The sequence below is a fragment of the Ornithinimicrobium sp. CNJ-824 genome (genome assembly GCF_001942405.1).
Lineage (GTDB): Bacteria > Actinomycetota > Actinomycetes > Actinomycetales > Dermatophilaceae > Ornithinicoccus > Ornithinicoccus kibberensis.
The window spans coordinates 83,404-98,429 of record NZ_MKKA01000002.1; the positions used below are offsets into that span (position 1 = coordinate 83,404).

General features: G+C 72.6%; 14 protein-coding genes, 3 tRNA genes and 1 pseudogene. 8 read left to right on the plus strand and 10 right to left on the minus strand.

What is annotated here, in order from left to right; genetic code table 11:
* Positions 1-26: 26 nt before the first annotated feature.
* Positions 27-118 (minus strand) — tRNA-Ser (locus BJF81_RS00930).
* 133 nt (positions 119-251) lie between these two features.
* Here BJF81_RS00930 and BJF81_RS00935 point away from each other — a divergent pair.
* On the plus strand, positions 252-1,898 hold the full coding sequence (locus BJF81_RS00935; RefSeq protein WP_075956767.1) for an LCP family protein: 1,647 nt from the start codon (positions 252-254) through the stop codon (positions 1,896-1,898).
* A 99-nt stretch (positions 1,899-1,997) separates the two neighbouring features.
* On the opposite strand, the gene BJF81_RS00940 is transcribed toward BJF81_RS00935, so the two are convergent.
* On the minus strand, positions 1,998-2,201 hold the full coding sequence (locus BJF81_RS00940) for a cold-shock protein (protein ID WP_075956768.1): 204 nt from the start codon (positions 2,199-2,201) through the stop codon (positions 1,998-2,000).
* Positions 2,202-2,481: 280 nt separating this feature from the next.
* Here BJF81_RS00940 and BJF81_RS00945 point away from each other — a divergent pair.
* A tRNA-Ser gene (locus BJF81_RS00945) sits at positions 2,482-2,564 on the plus strand.
* A 119-nt stretch (positions 2,565-2,683) separates the two neighbouring features.
* Positions 2,684-3,028 (plus strand): YtxH domain-containing protein, encoded by a 345-nt coding sequence (locus BJF81_RS00950; protein WP_075956769.1) that lies wholly within the window; start codon positions 2,684-2,686, stop codon positions 3,026-3,028.
* Between the two features lie 91 nt (positions 3,029-3,119).
* On the opposite strand, the pseudogene epsC reads toward BJF81_RS00950, so the two are convergent.
* A pseudogene (gene epsC, locus BJF81_RS00955) lies at positions 3,120-3,733 on the minus strand (serine O-acetyltransferase EpsC).
* Positions 3,733-4,668, minus strand: a complete 936-nt coding sequence (gene cysK, locus BJF81_RS00960) for a cysteine synthase A (RefSeq protein ID WP_075956770.1) — start codon at positions 4,666-4,668, stop codon at positions 3,733-3,735. The pseudogene epsC and the gene cysK overlap by 1 nt, the downstream one beginning before the upstream one ends.
* Positions 4,669-4,830: 162 nt before the next feature.
* Here cysK and BJF81_RS00965 point away from each other — a divergent pair, with 162 nt between their 5' ends.
* Positions 4,831-7,341, plus strand: a complete 2,511-nt coding sequence (locus BJF81_RS00965; RefSeq protein WP_083663889.1) for a heterodisulfide reductase-related iron-sulfur binding cluster — start codon at positions 4,831-4,833, stop codon at positions 7,339-7,341.
* Between the two features lie 21 nt (positions 7,342-7,362).
* Here the strand turns inward: BJF81_RS00965 and dcd are convergent, their stop codons facing one another.
* A complete protein-coding gene (gene dcd, locus BJF81_RS00970) occupies positions 7,363-7,944 on the minus strand; it encodes a dCTP deaminase (RefSeq protein ID WP_075956771.1) in 582 nt (193 codons plus the stop codon).
* A gap of 110 nt (positions 7,945-8,054) precedes the next feature.
* Between dcd and BJF81_RS00975 the strand changes: the two genes are divergently transcribed.
* The 3 genes from BJF81_RS00975 to BJF81_RS00985 all read left to right on the plus strand — a co-directional run bounded on the left by BJF81_RS00975 (position 8,055) and on the right by BJF81_RS00985 (position 9,147).
* Positions 8,055-8,128: transfer RNA gene (locus BJF81_RS00975), tRNA-Gly, on the plus strand.
* Between the two features lie 128 nt (positions 8,129-8,256).
* A complete protein-coding gene (locus BJF81_RS00980; protein ID WP_075956772.1) occupies positions 8,257-8,718 on the plus strand; it encodes a VOC family protein in 462 nt (153 codons plus the stop codon).
* 63 nt (positions 8,719-8,781) lie between these two features.
* Positions 8,782-9,147: a VOC family protein gene (locus BJF81_RS00985; RefSeq protein WP_075956773.1), complete on the plus strand. Its 366-nt coding sequence runs from the start codon at positions 8,782-8,784 to the stop codon at positions 9,145-9,147.
* A gap of 20 nt (positions 9,148-9,167) precedes the next feature.
* Here the strand turns inward: BJF81_RS00985 and cutA are convergent, their stop codons facing one another.
* Positions 9,168-9,581 carry a divalent-cation tolerance protein CutA gene (gene cutA, locus BJF81_RS00990; protein ID WP_075956774.1) on the minus strand — a complete coding sequence of 138 codons (414 nt, stop codon included), beginning with the start codon at positions 9,579-9,581 and terminating at the stop codon, positions 9,168-9,170.
* Positions 9,582-9,676: 95 nt separating this feature from the next.
* Between cutA and BJF81_RS00995 the strand changes: the two genes are divergently transcribed.
* A complete protein-coding gene (locus BJF81_RS00995) occupies positions 9,677-11,329 on the plus strand; it encodes an AMP-binding protein (protein WP_075956775.1) in 1,653 nt (550 codons plus the stop codon).
* Between the two features lie 118 nt (positions 11,330-11,447).
* On the opposite strand, the gene BJF81_RS01000 is transcribed toward BJF81_RS00995, so the two are convergent.
* The 4 genes from BJF81_RS01000 to BJF81_RS01015 are packed head-to-tail and all read right to left on the minus strand — an operon-like array spanning position 11,448 to position 15,003.
* Entirely contained in the window at positions 11,448-12,278 is an 831-nt protein-coding gene (locus tag BJF81_RS01000; protein ID WP_187345479.1) for an SDR family NAD(P)-dependent oxidoreductase, read from the minus strand.
* Positions 12,279-12,321: 43 nt separating this feature from the next.
* A complete protein-coding gene (purU, locus tag BJF81_RS01005; protein ID WP_075956776.1) occupies positions 12,322-13,221 on the minus strand; it encodes a formyltetrahydrofolate deformylase in 900 nt (299 codons plus the stop codon).
* Positions 13,222-13,249: 28 nt separating this feature from the next.
* Positions 13,250-14,359 (minus strand): P1 family peptidase, encoded by a 1,110-nt coding sequence (locus BJF81_RS01010; protein WP_075956777.1) that lies wholly within the window; start codon positions 14,357-14,359, stop codon positions 13,250-13,252.
* Positions 14,356-15,003 carry a helix-turn-helix domain-containing protein gene (locus tag BJF81_RS01015; protein ID WP_075956778.1) on the minus strand — a complete coding sequence of 216 codons (648 nt, stop codon included), beginning with the start codon at positions 15,001-15,003 and terminating at the stop codon, positions 14,356-14,358. The genes BJF81_RS01010 and BJF81_RS01015 overlap by 4 nt, the downstream gene beginning before the upstream one ends.
* Between the last annotated feature and the right edge of the window lie 23 nt (positions 15,004-15,026).

Sequence of the window (15,026 nt, forward strand, 5' to 3'; positions counted from 1 at the left end):
GCGTCTGCGCGGTGGCAGTCGATCGGCGGAGGCGGAGGGATTTGAACCCTCGATGGGGCTCTAAACCCCAAACCCGCTTAGCAGGCGGGCGCCATAGACCAGACTAGGCGACGCCTCCAGATCGCGGATCAGCCTACTGCACCCCTGGTCCGCCCCCCAAACCACGCCGTGCCCTCCCAGCGGTTCACCAGCGACGGCTGGTAGGACATGATGGTTGCTCACGTGTTGAGATGAAAGGTTGCCCCGGCCCGATGAACGAGTCGCGCGACGCCGCCCGTGCCGACGGCCCCGGCGGTGGTCGGCACGTTGCGCACGCCACCCGTGCGGACCGTCGGCGTCGGCGCACCCCGGAGTCGCTGCGGCGGGCCCTGGGCCTGACGGCCCTCAGCGCCGTGGTGCCCGGCGCCGGCCTGCTGCCGACCCGGCGCCGGTGGCTCGGCCTGCTGCTCGTGGGCCTGGCGCTCCTGGCCGTCGTCGCCCTCGTCTGGTGGGTCTCCCGGGAGGGGCTGACGAGCACCGCCCTGCAGACGGCCGCCGACGGAGGCCGTCTGCGGACGATCATCGGCATCCTGGTCGCCGGCACGGTCGTGTGGATCGGGGCGATCTCGCTCACCGCGCTGATGACCCAGCCCCGTCGGTCCACCACCGGCCAGCGGGTGACCCTGGCCGCGTTCACCGGGCTGCTGTGCCTGGTCGTCAGCGCACCGGCGGTCATGGGGGTGCGCTACATCGACAGCCACCTGGCCGCCATGGACAAGGTCTTCACCGACGGCACCGTCGGCGGCGGGGACGACGGGACGGCCGACGGCACCGGCGCCACCTCCTCGGTGCGGCCGGGCGCGGACCCGTGGGCCGACCTGCCCCGGGTGAACATGCTGCTGCTGGGCTCGGACGCGGCCGAGGCCCGGGAGGGCACCCGCACCGACACGATGATCGTGGTCAGCATCGACACCACCACCGGGGACTCGGTGCTCTTCTCCATCCCCCGCAACCTGCAGCAGGTGCCCTTCCCGCGGGACCACCCGCTGCACGAGGTCTACCCGGAGGGCTACGACTGCGGCGACCAGTGCCTGATGAACGCCGTCTGGATGGAGGCCGAGGCGCACGCGGAGGAGAACCCCGAGCTCTACGCCGGCGACCCGAACGTGGGTCTGACCGCGACCCGGCGCACGCTGGAGACGGTGCTGGGCGTGCCGATCCACCACACGGTGATCGTCAACCTGCAGGGTTTCGAGGACCTCATCGACGCGATGGGTGGGGTGACGGTCACGGTGAAGGAGGAGATCCCGATCAACGGCCGGACCTACACCGACGCCAACGGCAAGCTGCAGCTGGACCCGAACTCCCCCCAGCTGGAGTGGCTGGAGCCCGGCACCCAGACGCTGACCGGCTTCCAGGCCCTGGGCTACTCCCGCTCGCGGGTGATGTCCGACGACTTCGACCGCATGCGGCGGCAGCGGTGCATGGTGGCCGCTGTCATCGACCAGGCCAACCCGATGACGCTGCTGCAGCGCTACCCGGCCATCATCACCGCCGTCGGGGACAACGTCGTCACCGACATCCCGCAGGGGGACCTGGGCGCCTGGGCCGAGCTGACGCTGCTGGTGCAGGACGCCACCATCAAGAGCCTGCCGTTCACCGCCCAGAACACCGACACCGCCGACCCCAACTACTCCGACATCCGCTACCGCGTCTGGGAGGCGCTGCACCCCACGCCCGAGCCCGAGACCGCGGCGCCGGCCACCCCCGCACCCGCCGACGGGGCGACCGCCACGGACGGGGACACGGCCACGGAGGGTCCGGACGAGGACGGTGCTGGCGCGCCGGCGGACGAGGAGGCCACGACCAGCGAGCCCCCCAGCGACGAGCTGGAGGAGATCGGGGCCGTCTGCGACTGAGGACGCCGGCCTCGCGCTCACCCTGCCTGCCCGGGCACAGGCGAAGGCCCCCGCCACCAGTGGTGGCGAGGGCCTTCGAGAAGCTCGGTGAGCCGGGGCTCAGATCGGGCGGACGGCGTCCGCCTGGGGGCCCTTGGGGCTCTGGGTGACCTCGAACTCGACGCGCTGCGCCTCCTCGAGGGACTTGTACCCGGTGCTCTCAATGGCCGAGTAGTGGACGAACACGTCGGGGCCACCGCCATCCTGTGCGATGAAGCCGAAGCCCTTTTCCGAGTTGAACCACTTCACGGTTCCCTGTGCCATGGGATGTCTCTTTCTGCAGTACTGCCAGGTGCGGCCCCCCACCAGGTCGGCAGGGGACGGTGAGCGATGAACCCCCTAGCGACCCGGTGACCCGGGGTCGTGCGCTCAGCCGTCCTGCGCCCGCCGGAGCGGTCGTGGGCCGGTGTCCTTCACAGCCAGAGAAATGCAACGTCAACCACCGACAACGGTAGCAGCACCGGGGACGATTGCTCGCATCGTCCACAGCGAGCCCTGGGCTCGTGGGACACTGGTCGTCCGCCGCCGGTCCGCCGGCGGTGCTGGAGGGTTCGCATAGTGGCCGAGTGCAGGCGCCTTGAAAGCGCCCGAGGGAGACCTCCGTGGGTTCGAATCCCACACCCTCCGCCGGGAGCGCCGCGGTCCGCCGCGGGGCGGGTATGCGGTGCGGCCGCTTCGGTGTGCCATCGTCGCCGGGGGCTTGTAGGGTCGGGGGGAAAGACGTTGACCCACGGAAGGGAGTCATCATGAACAAGCTGCTGCTGCTCGTCGGTGCCGGAGTCGGCTACGTGCTGGGGGCCCGCGCCGGGCGCGAGCGCTACGACCAGATCGCCGACCAGGCCAACAAGCTGTGGACCGACCCGCGCGTGCAGACCAAGGTCGAGGAGGTCAAGGAGAAGGCCCCCGAGGTCGCCCAGAAGGTCTCCGAGCAGGCCAAGTCGAAGGCCGGCGAGGCCCGGTCCAAGATGGGCGGGCACGAGAGCACCGCCACCGACGGGTCCTACGCCAACGCCACCGGGTCCTACGACCCGAACTCCGGCGTCGACGTGGACTCCACCCAGTTCGGCCCCGGCGGCGACAAGCTGCCCTGACCGGCGCCCCACGACACGCGGACGGCCCGCCCCGGATCTTCCGGGGCGGGCCGTTCCGTCGTGCGAGGGCGGTCGCCAGAGGCGGGGGCCCTCAGATCCAGAGGGCCGGCTCGTCGTAGAGCGCGTGCTGCGGGTCGACCGTGCCGTCGGTGCGACGGATCTTGGCCGGGATCCCGGTGGCCACCGCCATCGACGGGACGTCCTTGGTGACGACCGCGTTGGCCCCCACCTGTGCCCCGTGCCCCAGGACGATGTCGCCGAGCACCTTGGCCCCGGCGCCGATGGTGACGCCGTCACCCAGGGTCGGGTGCCGCTTGACCGCCTCCATGGACCGGCCGCCGAGGGTGACGCCGTGGTAGAGCATGACGTCGTCCCCCACCTCGGCGGTCTCCCCCACGACCACGCCCATGCCGTGGTCGATGAAGAAGCGTCGCCCGATCCGGGCGCGGGATGGATCTCCACCCCGGTGGCCGCCCGGGCCGCCTGCGACAGCAGGCGCGCCGGCAGCCTCGAGCCCGAGGTCCACAGCGCGTGCGAGACCCGGTGGGTCCAGACGGCGTGCAGCCCCGGGGAGGCCAGGGCCATCTCCAGCCGCGAGTCGGTGGCCGGGTCGCGGGCGACCGCGGAGTCCAGGTCCTCGCGGACGTGCGTGACGAGGTCGCCGGCCGCGCGGGCCAGCGCACCCAGGGTGGAACGGATCGGCATCAGTCGCGCAACCCCTCGAAGAGGACGGTGGACAGGTAGCGCTCGCCGAAGGAGGGGATGATCACCACGATCGTCTTCCCGGCGCTCTCCGGACGGCGGGCCACCTCCAGGGCGGCCCACACGTTGGCCCCGGAGGAGATGCCGGCCAGGATGCCCTCCTGGGTGGCCAGCGCCCGGGCGGTGGTGAGGGCGTCGTCCAGCTCGACGTCGACGACCTCGTCGTAGAGCTCGGTGTCGAGGATCTCGGGCACGAAGTTGGCCCCCAGCCCCTGGATCTTGTGGGGACCGGGCTGGCCGCCGGACAGGACCGGGCTGGCGGCCGGCTCGACGACGACCAGCCGCACGTCGGGCTTCTGCTCCCGCAGGTAGCGCCCGGCGCCGGTGATCGTGCCCCCCGTGCCGACGCCGGCGACGAAGACGTCGACCTCGCCGTCGGTGTCGTCCCAGACCTCCGGGCCGGTGGTCTCGTAGTGCACCTTGACGTTGGCGGGGTTGGCGAACTGGCGGGCCCGGACGGCGCCGCGCTCGGCGGCGATCTCCTCGGCCCTGGCCACGGCACCCTTCATCCCCTCGGCCCCCGGGGTGAGGATGAGCTCGGCGCCGTAGGCGCGCAGGAGCGCCCGCCGCTCCAGGGACATGGTGTCCGGCATGGCCAGGCACACCTTGTAGCCCCGGGCCGCGCCGACCATCGCCAGGGCGATGCCGGTGTTGCCGGAGGTGCCCTCCACGATCGTGCCGCCGGGCTGCAGCTCGCCGGACTCGACGGCCGCGTCGATGATGGAGGCACCGATGCGGTCCTTGACCGAGGCGGCCGGGTTCTGCGACTCGAGCTTGGCCAGCACCCGGGCACCGTCGGCGATGCCGTCGGTGAGCCGGTTGAGGCGCACCAGGGGGGTGTGGCCGATGACCTGGGTGACGTCGTCGAAGACGGGCACGAGGGGACCTTTCGTCGAGGGGATGGCGAAATCTTCCAGCAGTTATACATCACGCAATCCGGAGTTATTCCATCGTGGCACGGTCCCCCGGCCGGGGGCCGCCGGGCCCTCGGCGCGCCGAGCCCCCGTCGGTCCGTCCGCCCCGACGGCTACCCTGCACCCATGGACGTCAGCACGCTGCAGGTCTTCGCCATCGTCGTCGCAGGCCTGGTCACGCTGGCCGCCGTCGCCCTCTTCGCGCGGACGATCGTCGGCTTCGTGGCCAAGTTCCGGCTCGGCCGGCCCGAGGAGCGCACCGACGAGCCGGGGACGAGGACGCTGACGCTCCTGCGCGAGTTCCTCGGGCACACCCGGATGGCCCGCAAACCGCTCGTCGCCGTGGCGCACTGGGGCGTCATGCTCGGGTTTCTCCTGCTGACCACGACCCTGGCCACCGCCTACGGCCAGCTGTTCGACCCCTCCTTCGCGCTCCCCCTCATCGGGCACTGGCCGCCCTACATCTGGCTGGCCGAGCTGTTCGGGTGGTTCACGATCCTGGGCATCGTCGCGCTCATCGTCGTCCGGCAGCGCCAGCACCCGCGCTCCCTGGAGCGGCGCAGCCGGTTCTGGGGGTCCACCTTCTGGCAGGCCTACGTCGTGGAGTTCGTCATCCTCGGGGTGGGCCTGTGCATCGTCGCGCTGCGCGGGCTGGAGTATGCCCTCGGCCGGGCCACCGGTGCCAGCTGGGCCGACCTCGTCCACTTCCCGACGACCGGCTGGCTGGGCCGGTTCTTCGAGGGCATGTCGGTCCAGGCCCTGGAGAGCACGATCGTCGCGGTCGCCCTGCTGAAGATCCTCATCTCGATGGGGTGGATGATCACCGTCGCCGTCACCCCGACGATGGGCGTGGCCTGGCACCGCTTCCTGGCCTTCGTCAACATCTGGTTCAAGCGGCACGCGGACGGCCGGACCAGCCTCGGCGAGCTGCAGCCGATCGCCGTCAACGGCCGGCCGGTGGACTTCGAGGACATCGAGGAGCTGGACGAGGACGCCGCCCTCGGCGTCGGCAAGGTCGAGGACTTCACCTGGAAGGGCCTGCTCGACTTCTCCACCTGCACCGAGTGCGGCCGCTGCCAGGAGCAGTGCCCGGCCTGGCACACCGACAAGCCGCTCTCGCCCAAGATGCTCGTGGTCAACCTGCGCAACCACCACCACGCCAAGGCCCCGTGGCTGCTCGCCGACAGCGAGCACCGGGACGCGGCGATGAAGGCCTTCGAGGCCCTCGGCGACGGGGAGCGTCCCGAGCAGCTGCACGGCATCCCCACCACCGCCGTGGCGGAGGCCGCCCGCCCGCTCGTGGGCGAGACCGTCGGCGACCCGACCGTCCCCGACGGCGGCGGCGTCATCGACCCCGAGGTGCTCTGGTCCTGCACCACCTGCGGCGCCTGCGTCGAGCAGTGCCCCGTCGACATCGAGCACGTCGACTCGATCGTCGACATGCGCCGCTACCAGAACCTCATCGAGTCCGCCTTCCCCAACGAGCTCGGCGGGCTGTTCAAGAACCTGGAGAACAAGGGCAACCCGTGGGGGATGAACGCCCGGCTGCGGATGGACTGGGCCAAGGACCTGCCGTTCGAGGTCCCGATGGCCGGGGCCGACGTCGAGGACCTCTCCGCCGTCGACTACCTCTTCTGGGTCGGGTGCGCCGGCGCCTTCGAGGACCGCGCCAAGAAGACGACCCGCGCCGTGGCCGAGCTGCTGCACACCGCGGGGGTGTCCTTCGCGGTCCTCGGCGACGGCGAGACCTGCACCGGCGACCCCGCCCGGCGGGCCGGCAACGAGTTCCTCTTCCAGATGCTGGCGATGCAGAACGTCGAGGTCCTCAAGGAGGTCAACGCCACGAAGATCGTGGTGACCTGCGCCCACTGCTTCAACACCATCAAGAACGAGTACCCCCAGGTCGGCGGCCAGTTCGAGGTCGTCCACCACACGCAGCTGCTCAACCGCCTCGTCCGGGAGAAGCGCCTGACCCCGGTCTCCCGGCCGGACCAGGCCGACACCGCCGGCGTGGCCTCCACGGCCTCGTCGGTGACCTACCACGACCCGTGCTACCTGGGCCGGCACAACCAGGTCTACGCCCCGCCCCGCGAGCTCCTGGGCGCCCTGCCCGGCGTGGAGATGCGGGAGATGCCCCGCCACGGGGAGAAGTCGTTCTGCTGCGGCGCCGGTGGCGCACGCATGTGGATGGAGGAGAAGCTCGGCACCCGGATCAACCTCAACCGCACCGAGGAGGCGCTGGCCACCGGTGCCGACCGGATCGCCATCGGCTGTCCGTTCTGCCGCGTCATGCTCTCCGACGGCCTGACCCAGAAGCAGTCCGAGGGCGCCCGCGAGGAGGTCGAGGTCGTCGACGTGGCCCAGATGCTGCTGGCCGCCGTGCGCCGCGCGGAGGAGCCCGGCACGGAGGAGCCCGTCGCCGAGGAGCCCGCGGCCGACGCGCCCGCCGACACGCAGGCGCCCGGGGACGGGGCCCCGGTGGCCGAGCAGGCCCAGGCCGAGGACGACGCCCTCCAGGAAGGGGTGGCGCCGACGCAGGACGAGGCGGTCGAGGCGACCGACGGCCCGGAGTCGGCGGTCGAGCGTCCCTCGGACTCCTCCCCGACGGCCGACACCGACGGGACGCCGGAGCGCTGAGCGGCCCGGTCGGGGCGCGCGTCAGCTGACGATGCGGGTGCGGTGGAAGCCCGACCAGGACCGGCTGGCGGTCGGACCGCGCTGCCCCTGGTAGTGGCTGCCCCGCACGTCCGAGCCGTACGGGTGCTCCGCCGGGGAGCTGAGCTGGAAGAAGCACAGCTGCCCGATCTTCATGCCCGGGTGCAGCACGATCGGCAGGGTCGCCACGTTGGACAGCTCGAGCGTCACGTGCCCGGTGAACCCGGGGTCGACGAAGCCGGCGGTCGCGTGCGTGAGCAGCCCCAGCCGGCCGAGGGAGCTCTTGCCCTCGACCCGGGCCGCGACGTCGTCGGGCAGGCTCACCTGCTCGTAGGTGGAGCCCAGCACGAACTCCCCCGGGTGGAGCACGAACGACTCCTCCGGCTCCACCTCCACGAGACGGGTCAGGTCGGGCTGGTCCTGGGCGGGGTCGATGACCGGGTACTTGTGGTTGTCGAACAGCCGGAAGAACCGGTCCAGCCGCACGTCCACGCTGGAGGGCTGGACCATCGCCGGGTCCCAGGGGTCGAGCACGACCCTGCCGGCGTCGATCTGGGCGCGGATGTCGCGGTCGGAGAGCAGCACGCAGCCACTGTAGTGGGCGTCCGGGAGGCCCGGGACGGCCGGGTTTCCGGGCGAGTGCGCAGGTGGGGTATGCTCTCTACCCGACCCGGGAGACCTCGGGTCGAGCCGGTGCGGGCGTAGTTCAATGGTAGAACATCAGCTTCCCAAGCTGAATACGCGAGTTCGATTCTCGTCGCCCGCTCCAGCGCAGAAGGCCCCGCCGACCACCGGCGGGGCCTTCTGCCGTTCCGGTCGGGTCGCACCAGGCTCTTCCCCCGGCCGCCCCTCCTGCGGCACAGTGGAGGGAGGTGACCCCGCCGTCGAGGAGGACCAGTGAGCCGGCAGATCCAGGTGACCTTCGGCGCCCACGACCCCAGGACGCTGTCCGTGTTCTGGCGGGACGTGCTGGGCTACGTCCATCCCCCGCCCCCGGGCGTCGACCTGCCCGCGGGCGCCGACCCGTTGGCCGCCTGGGACGACTTCCTGGAGCAGGCGGGGGTGCCCGAGGACCAGCGCAACAGCGCCTCGGCCCTCGAGGACCCCGACGGGTCGGGGCCGCACCTGTACTTCCAGCAGGTGCCCGAGGACAAGGTCGCCAAGAACCGCCTCCACCTGGACGTGCGCGCCGCTCCCGGGCAGGAGGGTCAGGAGCGGATGGCCACGCTCGAGGCCGAGTGCGAGCGTCTGGTCGCCCTCGGCGCGCGCCGGCTGCAGCGGTTCGAGCCGGACCCGCCCATGACCCACGGGTTCATCGTCATGGCCGACCCCGAGGGCAACGAGTTCTGCCTGGACTGACCCCCGGCGGCCGGCCCCCCGGTCGCACCCACGTCACACCCGTCTCACCGCAGGAGAGGTCCCATGGCACACGGAGACATCACGCACATCGACATCCCGGTCTCGGACACCGGACGGGCGACCGACTTCTACCGCGCCCTGTTCGGGTGGCAGATCGCCGAGGTCCCCGGCTTCGATGGCTACCCGATGTGGCAGGCCCCCAACGAGATCAGCGGCGGCGGGCTGGCCCCGCGCAGCGAGGACTTCAGCCAGCCGCGCTCCTACGTCGAGGTCGACTCCATCGAGGACACCCTGCGGACCGTGCAGGAGCGGGGCGGCCGGGTCGTCATGGACCGCAGCCCGATCAGCGAGACCAGCTGGTGGGCGATCTTCGAGGACCCCGACGGCAACCAGGTCGGCCTCTACGAGGGCACGACGAGCACCGGCTGACCGGCCCGCTCACCCGCCCCTCAGCCGGGCGCGTCCGCCCGGCCGGACAGCTCCGCGTCGTCGATGCCGTCGGCGTGCTGGCGCACCCAGGCGGCGTACTCCCCCAGCGCCTGGGTGATCGGCACGGCGACGACCTCGGGCACCTCGTAGCCGTGCAGCGCGCGGACCGCCCGCGCCAGCGCCGGGAAGGACACGGCGGTCGTCTTGGCCAGCAGCAGCCACTCCTCGCTGCGGTGCACCTCGCCCTCCCACGTGTAGACCGAGGTCATCGGCCCGAGCACCTGGACGCAGGCCGCCAGCTGGCGGGCGACGAGGTCGCTGGCGATGCGCTGCGCCGTGTCCGTGTCGGGCACGCTGACGTGGGCCTCGACCAGGGCGGGCAGCTCCTGGGCGGTCGCGTCGTCCGGGCCGGCGGTGGCAGCGGTGTCGGTCATGCGTCGAGTATGCCGTGCCGACCTCCTCCACGCCGCAGGCAGGAGGCCACGGCCCCGGGTGGAGCGGGTGCCCCCGGCGGGGGCAGGATGGCCCCATGGACGACAGCGCAGTCCCCGCCCCCTCGCCCGACCTGTCCCACGCCCGGGGGCGCGACGACATACCTCTGCTGGAGACCACCATCGGGCAGGCGCTGGACGACACCGCCCGGGCCCACCCGGACCGGGAGGCGCTCGTGGAGTCCGCCAGCGGGCGGCGCTGGACCTGGTCCGAGCTCGTGCAGGACGTGGACCTGCTGGCCCGGGCGTTCATCGCCTCGGGGGTGCGGACCGGGGACCGGGTGGGGATCTGGGCGCCGAACTGCGCCGAGTGGACCCTCGTGCAGCTGGCCACCGCCAAGATGGGCGCGGTCCTCGTCAACATCAACCCCTCCTACCGCACCCACGAGCTGGCCTACGTGCTCGACCAGGCGGGGATCAGCACGATCGTGGTCGCCGAGAGGTTCCGCTCCAGCGACTACCCGGCGATGGTCGAGGAGGTCCGCCGCGACTGCCCGACGCTGGCGCAGGTGCTGGTGATCGGCAGCCACGCGTGGGAGGAGTTCCGGGGCGGGGCCCACCAGGTGAGCAGGGCGCGGCTGACCGAGCTGCAGGGGCGGCTCTCCCCGACCGACCCGATCAACATCCAGTACACCTCCGGGACCACGGGCTTCCCCAAGGGCGCGACCCTCTCGCACCGCAACATCCTCAACAACGGCTACTTCGTGGGCGTGGGCTGCGGCTACACCGAGGAGGACGTCGTCTGCATCCCGGTGCCCTTCTACCACTGCTTCGGCATGGTCATGGGCAACCTGGCGTGCGTCACCCACGGCGCCTGCATGGTCATCCCGGGGCCGGGGTTCGACCCGGCGGCCACGCTGACGGCCGTGCGCGAGGAGGCGTGCACCTCGCTCTACGGGGTGCCGACGATGTTCATCGCGATGTTCGAGCTGATCGACGCCGATCAGGGGTTCTCCGTCCAGGACCTGGCCACGGTGCGCACCGGGATCATGGCGGGGTCGCTGTGCCCCGCGTCGGTGATGCAGCGGCTCATCGACGCCGGCGTGCGGGACATGACGATCGCCTACGGGATGACCGAGACCTCCCCGGTGTCGACGCAGACCTCGCCCCGGGACCCGTTCGAGAAGAAGGTCGGCACCGTCGGCCGCGTCGGTCCGCACCTGGAGATCCAGATCGTGGACCCGGTGACCCGCGAGGTCGTGCCGCGCGGCGAGCCCGGCGAGTTCTGCACGAAGGGCTACTCGGTGATGCTCGGCTACTGGGAGGAGCCGGAGAAGACCGCCGAGGTCGTGCGGGACGGCTGGATGGCCACCGGCGACATCGGCGTCATGGACGAGCAGGGCTTCGTGGAGATCACCGGCCGGATCAAGGACATGGTCATCCGCGGCGGGGAGAACATCTACCCCCGGGAGATCGAGGAGTTCCTCATGTCGCACCCGGACGTGGTCGACGCCCAGGTCGTGGGGGTGCCGGACGAGAAGTACGGCGAGGAGCTCATGGCCTGGCTGCGGCTGCGGGCCGGGGCGCCGCGGCTGGACGCCGAGGCCGTGCGGGAGTTCTGCTCGGGCCGGCTGGCGCACTACAAGATCCCGCGCTACGTGCAGGTCGCCGAGGAGTTCCCGATGACGGTCACCGGCAAGATCCGCAAGGTCGAGCTGCGGGAGAAGGGCGAGCAGCTGCTCCGGGAGTGATGGCCCCGGAGGGGGGTCGGCCCGCACTCTCATCCGGTTCCTGACAGGTGGGGCCTGCGCGACCTGCGGAAACGTCCGGGTCCGCGTCAAGAACCGGCTGAGAGTGCCCTCAGGAGGCTCAGGTCGGGGGCGTGAACCGCCCGTCGATGGCCGTCCACCCGCCGTCGACCATGACCTGGCTGCCGGTGACGAAGCTGGCCGCGTCCGAGGCCAGCCAGCAGACCGCCCCGACGATCTCCTCGGGCCGCGCCCACCGGCCCAGGGCCGACTTCTCGGCGTAGGCCCGCCCCCACTCGGCGTCGTCGCGGATCTGCTGGGTCAGCGGCGTCTCGACGACCCCGGGCGCGACCGCGTTGACCCGCACCCCGTCCGGACCGAGCTCGGCCGCCAGGGTCCGCACCAGCTGCATGGCCCCGGCCTTGGTCGCGGCATAGACGCCCTGCCCCGGCTCGACGGTCACCGCCCGGATGGAGGTCAGCACCACGACCGACCCGGTGCCCCGCTCCACCATCCGCGGCGCGAACGCCCGCGCGGCGTCGAAGGTGGCGCGCAGGTTGAGACCGACGACCCGGTCGAACTCCTCGCCGGTGTAGTCGAGCAGCCGCTTGCGCACGTTCATGGCCGCCGTGAGCACGAGCACGTCGACGTCGCCCAGCTCCTCGGCGACCCGGGCCAGGGCGCCCTCGGCCCGCACGTCGACGGGGTATGCCGCGTGCCCGGCACCGCCGGTCCCGTCACCGTCGCCGGTGCCCGCCTCCCCGTCGCTCTCGTTGCGGGACAGCCGGTCCCGCACGGCCACGGCGACCGCCTCGTCCTTGTCGAGACAGCTCACGCGGGCCCCCTGGGCGGCCAGCCCGGCGGCGATCTCGGCCCCGATGCCGCCGCAGCCGACCACCACCGCGTGGCGGCCGTCGAGACGGAACATGCGGGCGTAGTCCAGCGACGTCATACCCCGATCCTGGCAGCGCCCGGCCCGGGACGCCAGGGGGAGGTCAGTTGAAGACGACCGTGCGACCGCCGCGCAGCACGACCCGGTGCTCGGCGTGCCAGCGCACCGCCCGCGAGAACGCGGCGGCCTCGACCTCCTGGCCGGCCTGCGCCAGCTGCTCGGGGGTCAGCCGGTGGTCGACGCGGCGGAAGTCCTGCTCGATGATCGGGCCCTCGTCCAGGTCGGCCGTGACGTAGTGCGCGGTCGCCCCGATGACCTTGACGCCGCGGTCGTGCGCCTGCGTGTAGGGCCTGGCCCCCTTGAAGCTGGGCAGCAGCGAGTGGTGGATGTTGATGATCCGGCCCGACATGTCGGCGCACAGCTGCGGGGAGAGCACCTGCATGTAGCGCGCCAGCGCGATCGTGTCGACGTCGTGCTCGGCCAGCAGCTCGCGCAGCCGCTCCTCGGCCTGCGGCTTGGTGTCCCTGGTGACGGGGACGTGGTGGAACGGGATGCCGTGCCAGGCGGCCAGGTCGGCGAAGTCCTCGTGGTTGGACACGATCGCCGGGACCGTGATCGGGATCTGGCCGTTGCGGGCCCGGAAGAGCAGGTCGTTGAGGCAGTGGCCCATCCGGCTGACCATGACGAGCACCCGGTGCGGCTCGGCCCGGTCGTGCACGTCCCACTGCGCGCCGAAGCGCTCCCCGACCGGGGCGAACGCGGCGCGCAGGTCGGCGATCCCGGCCGGCCCCGTGGCCGGCCGCCCCTGCGCGCCGCCCCCGTCGCGCCGCAGCTCCATCCGCAGGTGGAACTCGCCGCTGGAGGGGTCGGCGAACTGCTGGCTGTCGGTGATCGTCAGCCCCTGCTCGAGCGCCACGCCGGAGACGGCGTGCACGATCCCGGGGCGGTCGGGGCTGGACAGGGTGAGGACGACGTCGCGTCCGGGCTCGGCGGTCACGGTCAGCGAGTCTAGGTGCCGGTCGGCAGGCTTCTCACCACACGGCGCTGGGGAAGGCGTCGACGTAGCCCCGCCACGTCCCGGCCGAGGTGGTCACGGTGGGGGCCGCCAGCGTCGCCCGCACCATCGCGCGGGCCACCACGTCGGCCGCGCCCTGGAGGAGCTGGTGCATGGCCCACGCGTCCGGCGCCTCGCGCTCGCCGGTGGCCAGGGTGAAGAGGGTGTCCCCGTCGAACATCGTGTGCGCCGGCACGACCGCCCGCGCCATGCCGTCGTGCCCGCTCATCGCCAGCCGGGAGGCCTGCGCCTTGGACAGGGCGGCGTCGGTGCCGACCACCCCGATCGTCGTGGCCAGCGTGCGCGGCAGGCCCTCCGACCCCAGCTCGGCCGCCCGGGTGCGGGCGGCCTCGACGTCCACCGGCTCGGGGGTATGCAGCCGCGCCCCCTCGGGGAAGCCGGGCAGGTCCTCCAGGTCCCGGGGCAGGAGGCGGTGGGCGGCGTAGAGCTCGCCCGTGGCCGGGTCGACCGTGGACCCCACGGCGTTGAGGACGATCAGCGCCGCCACGGTCGTCCCGTCCTCGAGCACGAGGCTGGCCGTGCCGACCCCGCCCTTGAGCCCCCCGGCGACCTGGGCGCCGGTGCCCGCGCCGACGGCCCCGACCGGGGGCGCGGCGGCACGCCCGTCGGAGCCGGCGGCGAGCGCGTCCCGGGCCGCCTCGCAGGCCTGCCGGCCGAACTCGGCGTCCGGCGTGCTCGTCCACCTGCCGCCGCGGCCGAGGTCGAAGATGACCGCGCCGGGGACGATCGGGACCACCTGGCCGGGCGCCCCCATCGGGAAGCCGCGCCCCTCGTCGAGCAGCCAGCGCATGACGCCGTCGGCGGCCGCCAGGCCGAACGCCGACCCGCCCGACAGCGACACGGCGTGAACCCGGTCGACGAGGTTGTGCGGGTCCAGCAGATCGGTCTCCCGCGTGCCGGGGCCGCCGCCGCGGACGTCGACCCCGCCGACGGCCCCCTCCGGCGGGGCGAGCACCACGGTGGATCCGGTGAGCCACCCCTCGCCGGCGGCCGTGTGGTGGCCGACCGACAGGCCGGCGACGTCGACGAGGGAGTTGGTGGGGCCGGCGGTGGGCTGGGTCGTCATGGTGCCTCTCCGTGGTCGGGGTGGGTCGGGCGGGGCAACGAGTCGTCGGCGACGAGGGAGACCATCCGCCAGAGCTTCCTCGGCCGGTCCGTGGGCGTGCGGCTGCGCTCGATCGCCCGGTCCATGAGCGCCTCGAGCTCGCCGCTGAGCCAGCGCACGTCCTCCTCGGTCAGCTCGACGAGCCCGGTGTGGATCGCGGCGCGGACCGACTCCTCCCGTCCGCTGCCCCACGCCGCCGCCCACGCGGTGATGCGGGCGACCAGGTCGTGCAGGTCGAGCGCCTCCTGGTCCATGAAGGAGCGCAGCACGAGCTCCTCGTCCGCGGTCACCGGGCCCTCCGGCGGACTGACGGTGAAGCCGCTGCCGGAGGCCACCCAGACCCGGTCGCGCCGGTCCCGGGCGTGCTCCGGTGCCTCCACGATGAGGCCGGCCTTGGCCAGCTGGCGCAGGTGGAAGCTCACCGAGTTGGCCGGCGCGTCGACCAGCTCGGCCAGGTCGGCCGCACGGCGGGGCACGTCCTCGTGCATCAGCTCCAGCAGACGTCGGCGCAGCGGGTGGGCCATCGCCTTGAGCATCGGCGAGGTGAGCCGGACGGTGCCGGACGCCGGCCCGGCGGCGGGCGCGGAGGACGGGTCGTCGGTCATTACGGCCACCCTACCGATCATCC

Coding starts and splice junctions, on each gene's coding strand:
- BJF81_RS00935 (WP_075956767.1), top strand. CDS start 252: ATGAACGAGTCGCGCGACGCCGCCCGTGCCGACGGCCCCGGCGGTGGT.
- BJF81_RS00940 (WP_075956768.1), bottom strand. CDS start 2,201: ATGGCACAGGGAACCGTGAAGTGGTTCAACTCGGAAAAGGGCTTCGGC.
- BJF81_RS00950 (WP_075956769.1), top strand. CDS start 2,684: ATGAACAAGCTGCTGCTGCTCGTCGGTGCCGGAGTCGGCTACGTGCTG.
- BJF81_RS00965 (WP_083663889.1), top strand. CDS start 4,831: ATGGACGTCAGCACGCTGCAGGTCTTCGCCATCGTCGTCGCAGGCCTG.
- BJF81_RS00985 (WP_075956773.1), top strand. CDS start 8,782: ATGGCACACGGAGACATCACGCACATCGACATCCCGGTCTCGGACACC.
- cutA (WP_075956774.1), bottom strand. CDS start 9,581: ATGACCGACACCGCTGCCACCGCCGGCCCGGACGACGCGACCGCCCAG.
- BJF81_RS00995 (WP_075956775.1), top strand. CDS start 9,677: ATGGACGACAGCGCAGTCCCCGCCCCCTCGCCCGACCTGTCCCACGCC.
- BJF81_RS01000 (WP_187345479.1), bottom strand. CDS start 12,278: ATGACGTCGCTGGACTACGCCCGCATGTTCCGTCTCGACGGCCGCCAC.
- BJF81_RS01010 (WP_075956777.1), bottom strand. CDS start 14,359: ATGACGACCCAGCCCACCGCCGGCCCCACCAACTCCCTCGTCGACGTC.
- BJF81_RS01015 (WP_075956778.1), bottom strand. CDS start 15,003: ATGACCGACGACCCGTCCTCCGCGCCCGCCGCCGGGCCGGCGTCCGGC.